The following is a 16,741-nucleotide window of genomic DNA, read 5'->3' on the forward strand; positions in this document are numbered from 1 at the left end:
ACGTATGACCGTTGTGCTGGACACTCCTGTTGCCGTACGGCGCACCGCCATGGACCTGCTGGCACGCAGGGAACATGGCCGGGTCGAACTGACGCGCAAGTTGCGTCAGCGAGGAGCCAGCGACGAGCTGATCGAGCCTGCGCTCGATCGGCTTGCCGAAGAAGGGCTTCTCAGTGAAGCCCGCTATTTGGAAAGTTTCATCCGCTACAAATCCAACGCGGGTTATGGGCCTGCACGTATTCGCGAGGATCTCGGGCAGCGCGGCTTGGACCGAGCCGATGTCGAGCACGCGTTACGAGCGTCTGGGGTGCACTGGTCTGAGAAGCTGCGGGACGTCTGGCAGCGCAAATTCTCTGGGCAACTTCCTGAAGATGCACGCAGTCGCGCCCAGCAAACTCGGTTTCTCGCCTACCGCGGCTTCTCGATGGAAATGATCGGCCGCTTGCTCAACGGCCGTGATCTGGACGACTGAGTCGTTAACGGGTTTTCAGCACTTCCTGAACATCGCCTTGTAGAACCGAGGCAGTAGACTGTTCCCAGTTTTCCGCGGTGTTGACGAAATCGATCAACGCACGCAGACGCCCCTGATTGCGGCCGCCAAAGGCGAAAGTCAGCCGGGTCAACTCAAGGTACTCCTCCGGCTCATTGGCGATGCGGCTGTCAGCGCTCTGGCTGAAGCTGCCACTGAGGCGCAGGTCGGCGAACCGCTGCTCGAGTTCGCGCAGAGCGCTGTCACTCAGTGGTCGCCGCAGGCGGATCATGAATTCGTGCTGCAGCCAGCGACTTGAATGGTAGTTGCTGTAAAACTGTTCGATTTCCTCGACAGCCTCTTCTGCGCTGGACACCAGGCGCATCAGCTTGAGGTCGTCGGGCAGGATGTAGCGGTTCTCTTGCAGTTGGCGTTGCAGGAACGTCAGGCAATCCTTCCAGAACGTGCCGTCCGGCGAATCGAGCAGCACCACCGGCACCAAGGGGCTTTTGCCCGTCTGGATCAGCGTGAGTACTTCCAGTGCTTCATCGAGCGTACCAAAACCGCCAGGGCAGAGCACCAAAGCATCGGCCTCCTTGACGAAGAACAGCTTGCGAATGAAGAAGAAGTGGAAGGGCAGCAGTTTGTCGGTGCCGTCGACGGTGGCATTGGCATGCTGCTCGAAAGGCAGGGCGATATTGAAGCCCAGAGCGTGTTCACTGCCTGCACCCTCATGGGCTGCGGCCATGATGCCGCCCCCAGCACCGGTGATCACCATCATCTCGGACCGTGCCAGCTCCGCACCTAGCTCACGAGCCAGGCCATACAAAGGATGCTCCAGCGGCGTGCGTGCCGAGCCAAACACGGTCACTTTACGCCTGCCTTTGTAGCGCTGCAGGGTGCGGAAAGCGTGGTCCAGCTCACGTAGGGTCTGCAGGGTGATCTTGGCATTCCAGCGGTCGCGGTCGTCGTGGGCCATGCGCAGGATGGTCAGCATCATGTCGCGGTACAGGGGCAAGTTGGGGCTGTCGGGCGCGACCTGCTGCAGTTGCAGGTCGAGACTGCTCAAATCGATGCCGTTGTCGCGGAAATGGCTGAGCAGATGGTCATTGGGCTGGTAGGGCATTCAAGGTCTCCTTCTGCAGCGGGCAGTGGGGTGCCAGGCGAGTCATTGCACCTCACTCGGTCACGGCTGCGTGCCTTCACGATAAGCGCTCTAGTATGCATGCCGAAGGTTGCTGCGGGGAGGTAAGCGTGTGCCGGCTTGCCTGAGCAAAGGGCCTGTGAGTAGTGTCGAGCGACGTGCAACCAGTGTATTCGAGGCGCTAGCGCAGTGCAGCGCGCTGGGCGCGCCGCACGACGGGCGGGATTACTTCTTGCCGGTCATGCCGCAGCTGGCTGCGTTGAAGGCCTGGTCGCCGATCTGGCGGTTGGTTTTGTACTCGCTGAAGCGATAGACCATAACTGCGCCCTTTTTCATCAACTGGCGATAGCCACTGTTGTTGCAGACGCTGGCACCCAACTGGTCACGGACTTTTTCCGGGCTCATGGCCATTTCCCGAGCCTGACCCTCACGCACGCTGAGATGGTTGATCAGCGCCCGACCTTCGACCGTATAACCTTGGTCGAGGATGTCTTCGTTGATGGCGCGAGGGGTGCCTTTGCTGCTTTCCTTGGCGACCTTCTGCAGCTCCTGGTTGAGCTCGTAGTCCTGCTTGGAGGCCGCTTGGGCAGCCAGTGGCAAGGCCAGCAGCAGGCTCAGGGTCGGGACGATGATGCGCAGCATGGAGTTCTCCTGATTCGATGACTGGTCGGTTGGACCGGTTTGAAAGTAGGGCGTTCCCTGAGTCCAGGCGACGTGACGCAGTCGGACCGGAGCGGATGGCGCTGATTATAGAGGTCAGCGCGTGCAGTCCACACGGCAATTGCATGGGCCTCTGGTAAACTGCGCCTCTTTTTTGAAAGCGAGTCGCTCCAGTGTGCGTTCCTCCACGTCATCGCCGGCTGCAACCATGAGCCACGCTGTCGCGCGTCTGCGCGCCGAGCGTCTGGCGCGCAGCAACAAGCCGTTTGTTGCTCGGGGTTCCCGGGCCCTGCGTTGCCCCGGCTGTCGCGTCATCGCCAGCCACTGCCTGTGCGCCTTGAAGCCACGGGTCGACGCGGGCGCCGGCATGTGCCTGATCATGCATGACACCGAACCGTTGAAACCGACCAATACGGGCTGGCTGATTGCCGACCTGGTCGAAGACACCTTCGCGTTCGGCTGGCAGCGCAAGGAAGTCGACCACGCCCTGCTCGAACTGCTGGCACAGCCTCATTGGCAGCCCTATCTGGTATTTCCCGGTGAGTTCGTCGCGCCAGAGCGCGTCGTCAGTGAAGCGGCGCCGGCGCCGGGCAAGCGTGCGCTGTTCATCCTGCTCGACGCGACCTGGACCGAGGCGCGCAAGATGTTCCGCAAAAGCCCCTACCTCGACCAGTTTCCGGTACTTAGCCTGCAACCCGAACAGATGTCGCGCTACCGGCTGCGCCGCTCCAAGCGCGATGACCATTTCTGCACCGCCGAGGTGGCCGCCATGTGCCTGGAGCTTGCCGGCGATCGCCAGGCAGCGCAGGCGCTGGATGCCTATCTCGATGTGTTCAGCCTGCATTACCTCAGTGGCAAACGGCATTTGCCGCTGGACCTTGACGATGCCGTGCATAAGCAACTCAAGACCTTTCTTTAGTACAAAGGGCATAGCGGGCGATTTGCTTCATACTTGGCGGGGCGGCGGGCAAGGGGGTTAATTGGCTTGACCCCTCGCAGCGCGCTCGGCATCCTTGGCGCCGTTTCCAGAACAGCGCGCCTGCACCAGCCTGGCGCTGGCGATGCCTTTGCTTCAGACGTCCCCGCCGTTCATGCCGTGAGTTGCCCGCCAGGCGACGCGATAGCTGCCTTGCACACCTGGCACAGAACAGGATCAACAGATCGATGGCCACATACGAAGTCCTGATAGCCGATGACCACCCGCTGTTTCGAAGCGCCTTGCGCCAAGCCATCACGCTGGGTCTCGGCGAAGGTGTGCGGATCGTTGAAGTGGCGAGCATCGCCGAACTGGAAACCCGCCTTGCCGAGAAAGCGGATTGGGATCTGGTGCTGCTGGACCTGAACATGCCCGGTGCCTATGGCTTCTCCGGCCTGGTTCTGCTGCGCGGTCAGTATCCGCAGATTCCGGTGGTGATGGTCTCGGCCCAGGAAGAGGCCGCCGTCGTGGTGAAATCCCGCGAATTCGGCGCCAGCGGCTTCATTCCCAAGTCCAGTCCGCTGGAAACCTTGCAGGATGCTGTGCAGAAGGTGCTCGATGGCGAAGTGTGGTGGCCGCCTCAGGCGTTCGACAAGGTGGATGTCTCGGCTGAAGCGAAAGCCGCCAGCGAAGGTCTGGCGAGCCTGACCCCGCAGCAGTTCCGGGTGTTGACCATGGTCTGCGAGGGGCTGTTGAACAAGCAGATCGCCTACGAGCTGAGCGTTTCCGAGGCAACGATCAAGGCGCACGTAACGGCCATCTTCCGCAAGCTCGGCGTGCGCACCCGCACTCAGGCAGCGCTGCTGCTGCAACAACTGGAGTCCGTGGCGGGCAATTGAGCCGCCACCCCTCTCCCGACTTTTCCGCCCTGACGGGCTTTTATCTGATGAAGTGATCGCTATGTCGCCATTCAAGGGCCAGACCGGCCTGAAACGTATCTTCAACGCGGCCAGCTACTCGTTTGATGGCTTGCGCGCAGCCTTCATCGGCGAGGCCGCATTCCGCCAGTTGGTATTGCTCAACGTGATTCTGATTCCACTGGCCTGCTGGTTGTCGGTCAGTCGTGCCGAGCGGGCAGTGCTGATTGCTGTATGCCTGCTGGGCCTGATCGTCGAGCTGCTCAACTCGGCCGTCGAAGCTGCCATCGATCGTATTTCGCTGGACCGTCACCCGCTGTCGAAGAACGCCAAGGACATGGGCAGCGCAGCGCAGCTGGTAGCGCTGAGCATGGTCGCGGTGGTCTGGGCTGTGATTCTGCTGTAATTCTCACGCGATACTGGGCAACACGATCTCATCGCTACGCGTCACACCGTGGGTGAAACTACGACACAGTTCAAGGAACTCGCGCATCGCCGAGGTCTGGTATTTCTGCTTGTGCCAGATGAAATAGAACTGTCGGCGCAGGTCCAGCTGCGGTGTCTCCAGCGCTACCAGACTGCCTCGGCGGAATGCATCGCGCAGCGCCAGGCGTGAGATGCAGCCGATGCCCAGGCCCGATTCCACGGCCCGTTTGATCGCTTCGGTGTGTTCCAGCTCAAGGCGTACATTGAGCGAGGAGCGGTGGTGGCGCATAGCCTGATCGAAGGTCAGACGGGTGCCGGAACCTTGTTCTCGCAGAATCCACGCTTCACCGGCCAGGGCGGTCCACTCCGCTCGGCCCACGCTTGCCAGAGGGTGCTGAGGGGCGCAGAAGACCACCAGTTCATCTTCGACCCACGGCTGGATTTCAAGGTCGGGATGAATGCAGTCACCTTCGATCAGGCCTAGATCAATTTCGTGGTGCGCCACCTGTTGCACGATATGCGCGGTGTTCTGCACATGGAGTTTGACCTGGCTCTCCGGGTGCTGCTGCATGAAGCTGCCGATCAGCAACGTCGCCAGGTAGTTGCCGATGGTCAGCGTGGCGCCGACAGAAAGCGAACCGAAGCCGGATTTGCCGTGCAGCAGGTCTTCGATCTCCTTGGCCTGATCGAGCAGGGCGACAGCTTGCGGCAGCAGTTGCTGGCCGAGTGCGTTGAGTGACAGGCGCTTGCCGGAGCGGTCGAAGAGTTGGCAGCTGGATTGGCGCTCCAGTTCGGTGATGGACGTGCTGGCAGCCGACTGCGACAGCGCCAGCACCCCGGCTGCGCGTGACACGCTTTGCTGTTGGGCGACGGCCACGAACACCTGGAGTTGACGAAGGGTAAATCGCATATCGATATAACCGATAACACATATCTTGATAATTCAGTTAACAGATATTCTCTCTGCCAATACACTATCGCGCAACTATGCGCTCGGTCTGCGCTGCGTCTTTTTTCAGGAGCCCCACTCGATGAGCAACATGAACCACGAACGTGTCCTCAGTGTTCACCACTGGAACGACACCCTGTTCAGCTTCAAGTGCACCCGTGACCCGGGTCTGCGCTTCGAGAACGGTCAGTTCGTGATGATCGGCCTGCAACAACCCAACGGCCGTCCGCTCATGCGCGCCTACTCCATCGCCTCGCCGAATTGGGAAGAGCACCTGGAGTTCTTCAGCATCAAGGTCCCGGACGGTCCGCTGACCTCGCAGCTGCAGCATTTGAAGGAAGGCGACGAAGTCATCATCAGCAAGAAGCCCACCGGCACCTTGGTACTCGATGACCTCAATCCTGGCAAGCACCTCTACCTGCTCAGCACCGGCACCGGCCTGGCGCCGTTCATGAGCGTCATCCAGGATCCGGAAACCTACGAGCGCTTCGAGAAGGTCATCCTGGTGCACGGCGTGCGCTACGTGAATGAAGTGGCGTACCGCGAATTCATCACCGAACATCTGCCACAGAACGAGTTCTTCGGCGATGCCGTTCGCGAGAAGCTCATCTATTACCCCACCGTGACCCGTGAACCGTTCGAGAACCAGGGTCGTCTGACCGACCTGATGCGCAGTGGCAAGCTGTTCAGCGACATCGGCCTGCCGCCGATCAATCCGCAGGATGATCGCGCGATGATCTGCGGCAGCCCGAGCATGCTCGATGAAACCAGCCAGGTACTGGACAGCTTCGGCCTGAAGATCTCGGCCCGTATGCGCGAGCCAGGCGACTACCTGATCGAGCGCGCGTTCGTCGAAAAGTAATCGTTGCCGGTATGAAAAAACGCAGACCTTGTCTGCGTTTTTTTTGTTCTGCACTCAGCGGTCTGGTGCCACTTCGATCACCCGAATGCTCTCGGGGGTGGGGTATTGCCAGCGCACCTGCACGTCCCAGAACCTTACGCCATAGACGCGCTCGGCGGGCGGCACCTGATACGCCGGGCGCGGGTCTTGCGCCAGGCATTGCTCGATCAGCGCCACCAGCGGTTCGCCAAGGCGCAAACCGTTGGCGTGGGCCTGCTCCAGCGCAGACGCCTGCCAATTCACCTCTATCGCGGCCGGCGCGGCGCTGGCTATCCCGTTCACGGCCTCAGGCACGCTGTCGGCGTAGGGCACGTAGGGTTTGATGTCGAGCACCGGGGTGCCATCGAGCAAGTCGATGCCCGACAGCAGCAAGCGCCCAGGCTCGACCCCTTGCAGGCGCACCACCGACTGACCGATACCGTTGGGTCGGTGAGTGGCACGGGTGGCGAATACGCCCATGCTCTTGTTGCCCCCCAGGCGCGGCGGGCGCACCTTGAGGCGCGGCTTGTCTTCCAGTGCCTGGTGGAACAGAAACAGCAGCCAGACATGGCTGACCTGCTCCAGACCCGCTACCGCATCGCCGGTGTCGAACGGTGGCAGCAGTTCGAGTACGCCCCGCGCGGCAGGTGCGAGCTGCGGCTGCCGCGGAATGGCGAACTTTTCCTTGAAGCAGGAGCGGACGATGCCCACCGGCGAGACGCTGTGCTGCATGTCAGCCGCGCACGCGTTGGGTCAGGCCCTTGAGGAAGTTGCGCAGCAGTTGGTCGCCGCAGGGCCGGTAATTGTCGTGCCCGACCTTGCGGAACAAAGCGCTCAGTTCGGGTTTGGAGACGGGGAAGTTCACCGCCTTGAGCAGCGCATGCATATCGTCTTCCTTGAGCTCGAAGGCGACACGCAGCTTCTTCAGGATGATGTTGTTGGTCACCGGCAGCTCCAACGGCTGCGGTGCACGGCTGTCGTCGCGGCCGCGGCGGTGAATCACCAGGCCGTCGAGAAAATGCGCCATGACCGGTTGCGGGCACAGCACGAAGCCTGCTTCATCCTCTTTCTTGACATAATTGGCGATCGCCGCGGGCGTCACGCTCAAGCCTGCCAGGGCGGTGATCTCGGCCATCTTGGCGTCGTTGGCCTTGAGCAGGTAACGCAGGCTGCGCAGAACATCGTTGTGAGTCATGGGTGAAATGATCCTGTCAGGAGCCGGGCAATGCGGCTCGAAAGCTTAAAAACGTTCAGTGCCGGCCACATAGCGCCATTGCCCGAGCGGCAGCTTGCCCATCGACACACCGCCCAGGCGGATTCGACGCATGCTGACCACCTCCAGTTTGACTGCAGCACACAGCTGCCCGATCAGCCCGGGGTAGGGGTTCTTCAAGGCCATGCGCAGGTGGTGCTCGTTCTGCCAGCTGGCCTTGGCTTTTGGCAGCTCTCGGTCGTTACGGGTGATGCCGCGGGCCAGGCGCTCCAGCGCGGCGCTCGACGCCTGGCCGCGAACTTCGATGATGTATTCCTGCTCGAGCTTGCGCATGTCGGCTTCGATCTTGCGCGTCACTCGCCAATCCTGCGTGAACAATTGCAGGCCGCTGGCGCCCGCTTCGAGCGGCGCTACACAGGACAGCCGGGTGAAATGCCCGTGCAAGGCCCGCACCTGGCCACGTTGCGCTTGGCTCAGGGTGGTCATGGCAATGCTGGTGCGGGCCTCTTCGCTGTCCTGATTGGCGGGCTGATTGAGCAGCAGGGTCACGGGTTCGAGCGGCTCGGCGCGGGCACCTGCGAGCAATTCGACGCGCTGCTCGGCGACCTTGAACTGCGGCTGTTCGATGACCACGCCGTCGACGGTGACCCAGCCCCCTTCGATGTACAGCTCGGCTTCGCGGCGCGAGCAGCCAAGTTGCTCGATCAGGCGTTTGGAAAGGCGTACGGGTTCAGACATGGAGTGTGTTTCGCGAGGCGGATTAGAGCGCCATTGTACCCGCCCAGGGACAGCCAGGGCGGGGAATCTGCCCCCAACGGCTGCGAATGGTCAAACCGTCGCAGCTACTTGGCAGCACCCAGGCGCAGGTGCAGCAGCGGGTAGGGCTGACCGAGGCCATCGGTCTCCGAGCGCCCGACCACCTCGAAGCCTTGGTGCTGATAGAACGCCAGGGCCTGCGGGTTCTGCTCGTTGACGTCGAGTCGATCAGCGCCCAGCACCTGCACGGCGTGCTGCAGCAGACGTTTGCCAACGCCGCGCCCGCGCTGTCCATCGGCGACGAACAACATGTGCACATCCTGCTTGGCGACGCCGACGAAGCCGCAGATGCTCTGCCGTTCGTCCTTGCAGCAGACCAGCGTCACCGCCGGCAGGTACTGCGGCAACAGCTTGTCGCGCAGTGCCACCAGGTAGTGCTCGGGCAGAAAATCATGGGTGGCCCGCACCGACGATTCCCAGACACGGATCAGTTCCGGGTATTCATCGACGCTTGGGGTCAGCAGTTTCAGCGTGGGTTGCATGACAGCTCCTTGCATGACATGAGGCGACCCGCGGTGAACGCGGCATTGGCCAGGCAAAAAAATGCCCCGCCCAGCGGCGAGGCAGTTCAGTGACGCACCGCTCAGACAGGCTCGGCCCAGAGGTCGTATTCGTCCGCATCGACCACCCGGCAGCGAACCTTGTCGCCTGGCTTGAAGCCGTGGTCGCCATCGATGAACACGCTGCCATCGATTTCCGGGGCGTCGAAGAAGCTGCGGCCTACTGAGCCTTGCTCTTCCACTTCATCGATCAATACTTCGATTTCCTTGCCGATGCGCAATTGCAGGCGTGCACTGCTGATGGCCTGCTGATGCGCCATGAAGCGGTCCCAGCGCGCTTGCTTGACGTCGTCTGGCACCTCGGCCAGGCCCAGATCATTGGCCGGTGCGCCTTCGACCGGCGAGTACTGGAAGCAGCCGACGCGATCGAGTTGGGCCTCAGTGAGCCAGTCGAGCAGGTACTGGAAGTCTTCTTCGGTTTCGCCAGGGAAGCCGACGATGAAGGTCGAGCGGATGATCAGCTCGGGGCACTGCTCGCGCCAGTGCTTGATGCGCGCCAGGGTACGGTCTTCGAAGGCCGGGCGCTTCATCGACTTGAGTACCTTGGGGCTGGCGTGCTGGAACGGGATGTCCAGGTACGGCAGGATCTTGCCGGCGGCCATCAACGGAATGACGTCATCGACGTTCGGGTAGGGGTAGACGTAATGCAGCCGCACCCAGGCGCCGAGGCTGCTCAAGGCTTCGCACAGTTCCAGCATGCGCGTCTTGACCGGGCGGCCATTCCAGAAGTCGGTCTTGTACTTGACGTCTACGCCATAGGCGCTGGTGTCCTGGGAGATCACCAGGATTTCCTTGACCCCGGCCTTGACCAGTCGCTCGGCCTCGCTCAGCACTTCGCCCACCGGCCGGCTGACCAGCTTGCCGCGCATCGACGGAATGATGCAGAAGCTGCAGCTGTGGTTGCAGCCTTCGGAAATCTTCAGATAGGCGTAGTGGCGCGGGGTCAGCTTGACGCCCTGGGGCGGCACCAGGTCGATCAGCGGGTTGTGGTCGGTACGCGGTGGCACCACCTCGTGCACGGCATTGACCACCTGCTCGTACTGCTGCGGACCGCTGACCGACAACACGCTAGGGTGCACGTCACGGATATTGCCTTCCTCGACACCCATGCAGCCGGTGACGATGACCTTGCCGTTTTCCTTGATCGCTTCGCCGATCACTTCCAGCGATTCGGCCTTGGCGCTGTCGATGAAGCCGCAGGTGTTGACCACCACCACGTCGGCGTCCTCGTAGGTCGGCACGACTTCATAGCCTTCCATGCGCAGCTGGGTGAGGATGCGCTCGGAATCGACCAGGGCTTTGGGGCAGCCCAGGGAAACGAAGCCGACCTTGGGCGTGGTGATCGCGGGGGTGGTGGACATGACTAACCTCGGTATTGAAGGCAGGTGCACCGCAGGCAGCGGGCATTCCCGGCGGGCGCTGAGGCGCCTCTGATCAAAAAGTGCGCAATTCTAGCGGCAGCCGCGGCCCTTGACCAGAAAAAAAGCATAGCGCCCGACGTGCTGGACAGGCGGTATTTGCAGGCGTGAAAAGCGTCTTCAAGGGGGTGTGCCGACAGGCTCCAGCAGAAAATCCGACGACGCTGCGCTATGCTTCGCGGCGTTTCGCCCGGGGCTGGAAAAGTCCTCGGCGCGGCGTGGTCCGGGCGTTGCCTGCCTGGTGCGTAGTCTGTCGGCCGAGGGGCCGAATGCGGGAGTGGTGAATGGTTCAGGCGAGCAGTCACGCCGAAAGCGGGCAGGGGGCGAAGCGGTCGCTGGGCCTGCTGATCGCCGCGGTCGGGGTGGTGTATGGCGACATCGGTACCAGCCCGTTGTACACCCTCAAGGAAGTCTTTTCCGGGGCCTACGGGGTTCCACTCAATCACGACGGGGTGCTGGGCATTCTTTCGCTGATTCTGTGGTCGCTGCTGTGGGTGGTGTCGTTCAAGTACGTGATGTTCATTCTGCGTGCCGACAACCAGGGCGAAGGCGGCACCATGGCCCTGACCGCGCTGGCGCGCCGCGCCGCAGCGCCGTATCCGTTGCTGCGCAAGGCAATCATCGCCTGTGGGCTGATCGGTGCTTCGCTGTTCTATGGCGACAGCATGATCACGCCGGCGGTGTCGGTGCTGTCGGCGGTCGAGGGCATGGGCCTGGCGTTCGACGGGATCGACCACTGGGTGGTGCCGATTTCCCTTGTGGTGCTGGTGGCGCTGTTCGTGGTGCAGAAGCACGGCACCGAGAAGATCGGCAAGCTGTTCGGCCCGGTGATGGTGACCTGGTTCGTGGTGCTGGCCGCCCTTGGCGTGCATGGCATCAGCCAGAGTCCGGAAGTGCTCAAGGCCTTCAACCCGGCCTGGGCGGTACGCTTTTTCGTGGTCCATCCGGGTATCGGCGTGGCCGTGCTCGGCGCCGTCGTGCTGGCCCTGACCGGTGCCGAGGCGCTGTACGCCGACATGGGACATTTTGGCCGCAAGCCGATCGCTCGCGCCTGGTTCGCCCTGGTGCTGCCGGCGCTGGTGCTGAACTACTTCGGCCAGGGGGCGCTGCTGCTGCAAAACCCGGAAGCGGCGCGTAACCCGTTCTACTTGCTGGCGCCCAGCTGGGCGCTGCTACCGCTGGTGGCGTTGGCCACCCTGGCGACGGTGATTGCTTCGCAGGCGGTGATTTCCGGTGCGTTCTCCCTGACCCGGCAAGCAATTCAGCTGGGCTATATCCCGCGTATGCACATCCAGCACACTTCCAGCGATGAGCAGGGGCAGATCTACATCAGCGCGGTGAACTGGGCCTTGATGGTCGGTGTGGTGCTGCTGGTGCTGGGCTTCGAGTCGTCCAGTGCGTTGGCTGCGGCCTATGGCGTGGCGGTGACCGGAACCATGCTGATGACCACGCTGTTGGTGGCGGTGGTGATGCTGCTGCTGTGGAAGTGGCCGCCGCTGCTGGCCGTGCCGATTTTGCTGGGTTTTTTGCTGGTCGACGGTCTGTTCTTTGCTGCCAACCTGCCCAAGGTTCTACAGGGCGGGGCGTTTCCGGTGCTGGCGGCGATTGTGCTGTTCGCCTTGATGAGCACCTGGAAGCGTGGCAAGCAGATTCTGGTCGAGCGCATCGACGAAGCTGCGCTGCCGTTGCCGATCTTCATCGCCAGCATCGGCGTGCAACCGCCGCACCGGGTGGAGGGCACGGCGGTGTTCCTGACCGCCCGGCCTGATGCTGTGCCCCATGCCTTGCTGCACAACCTGCTGCACAACCAGGTGTTGCACAAGCAGGTGGTGCTGCTGACGGTGGTCAGTGAAGATCGCCCACGGGTGCCGGTGCACGAACGCTTCGAAGTCGAGGACTATGGCAATGGCTTCTTCCGCGTGCTGCTGCACTACGGCTTCATGGACGAGCCCGACGTGCCGTTGGCGCTGACCTTGTGCCCGTTGCAGAACCTGGACTTCAGCCCGATGCGCACCACCTACTTCCTCAGCCGGGAAACGGTGATCGCCTCGCGCCTGGAGGGGATGATGCGTTGGCGCAGCAACCTGTTCGCCTTCATGTTGAAGAACGCCAACGGCAATCTGCGCTTCTTCAACCTGCCGCTAAACCGGGTGATCGAGCTGGGCACTCAGGTCGAGATCTGACCCGCATGCGGCCAGCGCCCGTCGCAGCTGTGCTGCGCGGGCGCTGGCAGGGGTTCAGGGCTGGGTCGCGACGCTCGACTTGCCCTGGCGCACTTCGATGGCATCGATCAGGCGCTTGGCCAGGGCCGGGTAGTTTTCATCGAAATGGTGGCCGCCGGGCAGCTTCATGCGTTCGCCCACCGCGCTGGCCTCGGTGCAACCGCTCTCGTCGGTTTCCTCGACACCGTAGATGCACACCACCTTGTTACCCGGCAGCTTGGCCATTTCCGGTCCGGTAGGGGCTTCCTGACCTTCCTTGCCCAACCAGCCCTCGACCTCGATCTCGAAACTGCCGCTGCGGGCGAAGGCCAGCAGGATCACGGCGTCGACACGTTGCTGGTCTTCGCTGGACAGGCGGTTGTAGATAGCCGGCAGCACGTCGGCGCCGAACGAATAGCCGGTCAGCACGAAGCGCTTGGTGCCCCATTTCTGACGATAGTGATGCATCAGTTCCGAGAGGTCTGCGGCGCTTTGCTCGGGGGTCTTGTGCTGCCAGTAGTAACGCAGGGTATCGATGCCGACCACCGGGTAACCCAGCTTGGCCATCTCGCCGGCCACGTCGCGGTCCAAGTCGCGCCAACCGCCATCACCGGAGAGGAACAAGGTGACCGTATCAGTGGCCTGGCCTGCCGGTACCTCCACGACTGGGATGCTCAGCGCCGTGCCATCCTGGCCGACCAGTACCTGGGTCAGTTGCGACTTCAATACTTGCGGCAGGTGAATATCGTAATCGCTGATGCTGGTTTCAGCGTTGGGCTGATCGCGCACGAAGCCCGCGCTGGCGTCGTCCGGGTTGTCGTTCCAGGCCACGTTCCAGTGGCCATGGGCGGCAGATTTCGGCAGCGGTGCCGTGCAGCCGGGTTGTTCCAGGGTGAAGTCGACCGAAATGGCCCGGGCCTTGTCATCGTTCTGCGCGGCCAGCCAGCGCCAGGCCTGGGCCGCGCCCGGGCCGATACCGGCCACCACGGTGGGCGCTCCGGCCAGTTGCGCGATGGCCTGGGTCATCGCCTGTTGCTGCTGGGTGCAATCGCCAGCAGGCAGAATCACCTGGACCAACTGCGCTTCGCCGGCCTGGCTCAGATCGAGCAGTTGTTTTTCGCTCAGCGCCTGCTCCTGCGGCACACCGATGGCCACCAGGGCCTTGGCGTGAACGCCAGGTGTGGCTCGCACCGCGCTGCTGCCATCGCTCAAGGTCAGGTGCTCGGCATGGGCTTGCGGGGCTGGGCGAGTCCACAGCCAGAACGCCAGGCTCGCCGCTGCAGCGGCCACGGCCAAGGCAATGACCAGGTACAACCAGTAACGTCGAATCATCAGCGTTTCACCAATCCAGTCAGGCCGCCTGCAATCAGGGCAGCGGTATCGGCCAATGCCACCAGCGGATCGAGTCCGGCGGGCACTGCCATGTAGCGGGGTTCCCAGTCGGGCTGGAACTTGTCCTTGAAGCGTCGCAACCCCTGGAAGTTGTAGAGCTGCTCACCGCGCTGGAACACCATCGAACCCAGGCGCTGGGTCAGCGGTGCCCCCCGGCGTGGCTGCAGTCCGGACAGCGGCACCATGCCCAGGCTGAAGCGCCCGTAGTCATGGCTTTTGTAGTGCAGGATCAGGCCGATCATCATGAACTCCATGGTCGACTTCGGCGCATCCGGGTGCGCGCGCATCAGGTCCAGACTGGCCAGTTCATTGCTGTGGGTTTCCAGCAGGTTGGCGAAGGCCACCGGGCGGCCCTGAAAACGGATCAGGGCGATGCGGAAATGCTTGAGGTAGTCTGGGCTGAAACGACCCAGGGAGAAGCCTTTCTCGCGCACGTTCTTGCCGCTGAGCCAGGCGTCGGAGATTTCCTTGAGCGCCTCCATCGGCGCCTGACCCGGCTCATGTACCTCCAGGGCCAAGCCATCACGCCCGCCGCGGTTCCAGGTGTAGCGCAGGTCTTTCATCTCCTTGCCCTTGGCTTCGAGGTCGAAGCGGCGCAGGTCGACCCGGGCCTCTTCGCCCAGCTTGATCGCGGTCAGGCCGATGTCCATGTAGAACGGCAGGTTCTCGGCACGCACCTGGTAGAACACCGGGCGCGCGTGGTGCAAATCGCACAGGTCACGGAATTGCCAGATCATCTCGGCACGTTCCTGCGCCGGACCGATGGGGTCGTACAATGCCACCAGGCTGCGTCCCCGGCGGGCGTACATGAGAAAAGCGTTGTCGTCAGGATGGAACAACAGCGCCTTGTCACCCGTGAGCGCCAGACCGCCATCGGGCTGATCGGAGGCCATCAGGATGTTGCTGGCGCGCTGCAGTTCGGCCTGGTCAGGGAGGTGGATGACCGGGCGCGCGGTGCGCAGCAGCCAGGTGAGCGCGACGATCACCAGCAACACCGCGCTGCCCATGGCTGCACGCAGTGCCCGCGGGGCATCGGCGTCGAGGGTGAACTGCCACCATAGTTGCGCGTTGTAGGGCACATCCTGGTAGGCGAACAGCAGCAGCCAGATCGAAGCACCGACCGCGCACGCGCTGGCCACTAGGTACACCGGCGAGAACGGCAGCTCGAGCAACCGGCTTGGGCGATAGAACGAGCGGCGGAACAAGGCCAGCAGAGCGGCGGTGGCGATCAGGATGCAGGCTTCTTCCCAGTCGAAACCTTTGAGCAGCGACAGCAGCGCACCCAGCAGCAGCAGCACGGTGGTCAGCAGCCAGGCGGCCGAAAGACGTCGACGCAGGCCCTGGGCAAGCAGTAGGCAGAGCACGCCGATCAGGCTGGCGCCGAAGTGCGAAGCGTCGATCAACCGGTGCGGCACCAGAAAGCCCATGTGCTCCAGGCGGGTGTCGATCTCAGGCGTGGCGCCGGAGAACAGCAGCACCACCCCGGACAGAAACACCAGAATCGCCAGTACTGGCGCGGCCAGGCCGGACGCTGCACGGATCGCGTGCTGGGCGAACAGCAGGCGGCGAGCTTCGTTGATCAGCAGCGCCACACAGGCCAGCAGCAACGGCAGCACGACGTAGATCAGGCGATACAGCAGCAACGCCGCTGCCAGCGGCGCGGCCCCCAACTGATTGGCGAAAGCGGCCAGCAGGATGGCTTCGAACACGCCCACGCCCCCAGGGACATGGCTGAGCACGCCGGCGGCCAAGGCCAGCAGGTAGACCATCAGGAAAGCGCCGAAGGGCGGTGCTTCTGGCAGTAGCAGGTACAGCACGGTAGCGGCGGCTGCAACATCCAGTGCCGTGATGAGCAGCTGTAGCGCGGCCAGGCGGCCGCTGGGCAAGCGCAGGGTGCGACGACCCAAGGCCACCAGCAGGTTATCCCTGGAAGGTTGCTCGGCCAGGCGCCGGCGATAAAGGCCTGCGATCAGCACTCCGCTGAGCAGCAGCACCGCCGTGGCGATGCCACCGAGTAACGTCGGCGAAAGGCGCAGTGCCGCCGACGCGGCGCCCAGGTCGCTCAAGGTCGCCAAGGCTGCCAGCGGCGGCAGCGCACAGCCCAGCGAGAGGCTGGCGAACACCGTCATTCGCGCGACCTCCGCAGCGCTCAGGCCATGCCGAGCATATAGCCGATACCGCACCGATCCGCCGGACAGCATCGACAGGCCGATGGCATTGCCGATAGCGAATGCGCTCAGGCCGCCCATCACCAGGGTACGTGCGGGCAGGTGGCAGCCGGCGTAACGCGAAGCTGACCACTCGTAACCCAGCAGGATGACGAAGCCTGCCACCGTCGCCAGCAAGGCGCCTGCCAGGGCGCTGGTCGGCACACTGAGCATGGCGTCATGCAGGGCATAGATATCCAGCTCGCTGAGCAGGTGTCGGCAAGCGACCAGTGCCATGGCGAACAGCACCAGGGTCAGTGCCAGGCCCAGCGGTTGGCGGTACTTGCTCAGCCGTTCCAGCCACGGCAGACGCTGGGCAGCGGCCGGTAATGCCGCAGTCAGCGGCGTCGGCGATTCTGGAGTAGGGGAGGTCATGAGTTGCCTCGTGCAGAGCGCGCGAGTGGGGGGCGTGGTGCGGCCAAGTGAAAGTCCCTTTGAAAAAGTATCCAGATACTACTCCGGCTCTAAGTCGGCAGCGTTAAAGATAGTTCATTCAAAGGAGGGTGCCGCTCGCGGGTTGAGGCTTTATGGAGCGGCCACAACGAAAAGCCCCGCACTGTCTTGCGACAGGCG

At 62.9% G+C, this 16,741-nt stretch carries 16 protein-coding genes; 6 read left to right on the forward strand and 10 right to left on the reverse strand.

Annotated features, from left to right (window positions below; genetic code table 11):
- Positions 1 to 4 precede the first annotated feature (4 nt).
- Complete coding sequence (recX, locus tag LK03_RS11000) at positions 5 to 472, forward strand: recombination regulator RecX (RefSeq protein ID WP_038412366.1); 468 nt, start codon at positions 5 to 7, stop codon at positions 470 to 472.
- Between the two features lie 4 nt (positions 473 to 476).
- On the opposite strand, the gene LK03_RS11005 is transcribed toward recX, so the two are convergent.
- Complete coding sequence (locus LK03_RS11005; protein WP_038412367.1) at positions 477 to 1,595, reverse strand: TIGR00730 family Rossman fold protein; 1,119 nt, start codon at positions 1,593 to 1,595, stop codon at positions 477 to 479.
- A gap of 243 nt (positions 1,596 to 1,838) precedes the next feature.
- The gene (locus LK03_RS11010) at positions 1,839 to 2,255 is read right to left on the reverse strand and encodes a PA3611 family quorum-sensing-regulated virulence factor (protein WP_038412368.1); all 417 of its coding nucleotides are present in this window, start codon (positions 2,253 to 2,255) and stop codon (positions 1,839 to 1,841) included.
- Between the two features lie 226 nt (positions 2,256 to 2,481).
- Between LK03_RS11010 and LK03_RS11015 the strand changes: the two genes are divergently transcribed.
- From LK03_RS11015 to LK03_RS11025, 3 genes are all read left to right on the forward strand, one after another.
- Positions 2,482 to 3,192, forward strand: a complete 711-nt coding sequence (locus LK03_RS11015) for a tRNA-uridine aminocarboxypropyltransferase (RefSeq protein WP_038412369.1) — start codon at positions 2,482 to 2,484, stop codon at positions 3,190 to 3,192.
- A 245-nt stretch (positions 3,193 to 3,437) separates the two neighbouring features.
- Positions 3,438 to 4,088, forward strand: a complete 651-nt coding sequence (gene erdR / locus LK03_RS11020; RefSeq protein WP_038412370.1) for a response regulator transcription factor ErdR — start codon at positions 3,438 to 3,440, stop codon at positions 4,086 to 4,088.
- Positions 4,089 to 4,149: 61 nt separating this feature from the next.
- Positions 4,150 to 4,512: a diacylglycerol kinase gene (locus LK03_RS11025; protein WP_038412371.1), complete on the forward strand. Its 363-nt coding sequence runs from the start codon at positions 4,150 to 4,152 to the stop codon at positions 4,510 to 4,512.
- Positions 4,513 to 4,515: 3 nt separating this feature from the next.
- Here the strand turns inward: LK03_RS11025 and LK03_RS11030 are convergent, their stop codons facing one another.
- Positions 4,516 to 5,442, reverse strand: a complete 927-nt coding sequence (locus tag LK03_RS11030) for a LysR family transcriptional regulator (RefSeq protein WP_038412372.1) — start codon at positions 5,440 to 5,442, stop codon at positions 4,516 to 4,518.
- Positions 5,443 to 5,563: 121 nt separating this feature from the next.
- Between LK03_RS11030 and fpr the strand changes: the two genes are divergently transcribed.
- On the forward strand, positions 5,564 to 6,343 hold the full coding sequence (fpr, locus tag LK03_RS11035) for a ferredoxin-NADP reductase (protein ID WP_028696841.1): 780 nt from the start codon (positions 5,564 to 5,566) through the stop codon (positions 6,341 to 6,343).
- Between the two features lie 54 nt (positions 6,344 to 6,397).
- Here fpr and tsaA read toward each other — a convergent pair whose 3' ends face one another.
- The 5 genes from tsaA to rimO all read right to left on the reverse strand — a co-directional run bounded on the left by tsaA (position 6,398) and on the right by rimO (position 10,311).
- The gene (gene tsaA, locus LK03_RS11040) at positions 6,398 to 7,093 is read right to left on the reverse strand and encodes a tRNA (N6-threonylcarbamoyladenosine(37)-N6)-methyltransferase TrmO (RefSeq protein ID WP_038412375.1); all 696 of its coding nucleotides are present in this window, start codon (positions 7,091 to 7,093) and stop codon (positions 6,398 to 6,400) included.
- A 1-nt stretch (position 7,094) separates the two neighbouring features.
- Entirely contained in the window at positions 7,095 to 7,556 is a 462-nt protein-coding gene (locus tag LK03_RS11045; protein WP_038412376.1) for a DUF1456 family protein, read from the reverse strand.
- Positions 7,557 to 7,601: 45 nt separating this feature from the next.
- Positions 7,602 to 8,312 carry an rRNA pseudouridine synthase gene (locus LK03_RS11050; RefSeq protein ID WP_038412377.1) on the reverse strand — a complete coding sequence of 237 codons (711 nt, stop codon included), beginning with the start codon at positions 8,310 to 8,312 and terminating at the stop codon, positions 7,602 to 7,604.
- Between the two features lie 104 nt (positions 8,313 to 8,416).
- Positions 8,417 to 8,872 carry a GNAT family N-acetyltransferase gene (locus LK03_RS11055; protein WP_038412379.1) on the reverse strand — a complete coding sequence of 152 codons (456 nt, stop codon included), beginning with the start codon at positions 8,870 to 8,872 and terminating at the stop codon, positions 8,417 to 8,419.
- 101 nt (positions 8,873 to 8,973) lie between these two features.
- Positions 8,974 to 10,311, reverse strand: a complete 1,338-nt coding sequence (rimO, locus tag LK03_RS11060) for a 30S ribosomal protein S12 methylthiotransferase RimO (protein ID WP_038412381.1) — start codon at positions 10,309 to 10,311, stop codon at positions 8,974 to 8,976.
- Positions 10,312 to 10,652: 341 nt separating this feature from the next.
- On the opposite strand from rimO, the gene LK03_RS11065 reads away from it, so the two are divergent.
- Entirely contained in the window at positions 10,653 to 12,551 is a 1,899-nt protein-coding gene (locus LK03_RS11065) for a potassium transporter Kup (RefSeq protein ID WP_038412382.1), read from the forward strand.
- Between the two features lie 54 nt (positions 12,552 to 12,605).
- Here the strand turns inward: LK03_RS11065 and LK03_RS11070 are convergent, their stop codons facing one another.
- Both LK03_RS11070 and mprF read right to left on the reverse strand, forming a co-directional pair.
- Positions 12,606 to 13,901, reverse strand: a complete 1,296-nt coding sequence (locus LK03_RS11070) for a virulence factor family protein (protein ID WP_038412383.1) — start codon at positions 13,899 to 13,901, stop codon at positions 12,606 to 12,608.
- Positions 13,901 to 16,543, reverse strand: a complete 2,643-nt coding sequence (mprF, locus tag LK03_RS11075) for a bifunctional lysylphosphatidylglycerol flippase/synthetase MprF (RefSeq protein ID WP_038412384.1) — start codon at positions 16,541 to 16,543, stop codon at positions 13,901 to 13,903. The genes LK03_RS11070 and mprF overlap by 1 nt, the downstream gene beginning before the upstream one ends.
- Between the last annotated feature and the right edge of the window lie 198 nt (positions 16,544 to 16,741).

Source organism: Pseudomonas cremoricolorata (assembly GCF_000759535.1).
Lineage (GTDB): Bacteria > Pseudomonadota > Gammaproteobacteria > Pseudomonadales > Pseudomonadaceae > Aquipseudomonas > Aquipseudomonas cremoricolorata_A.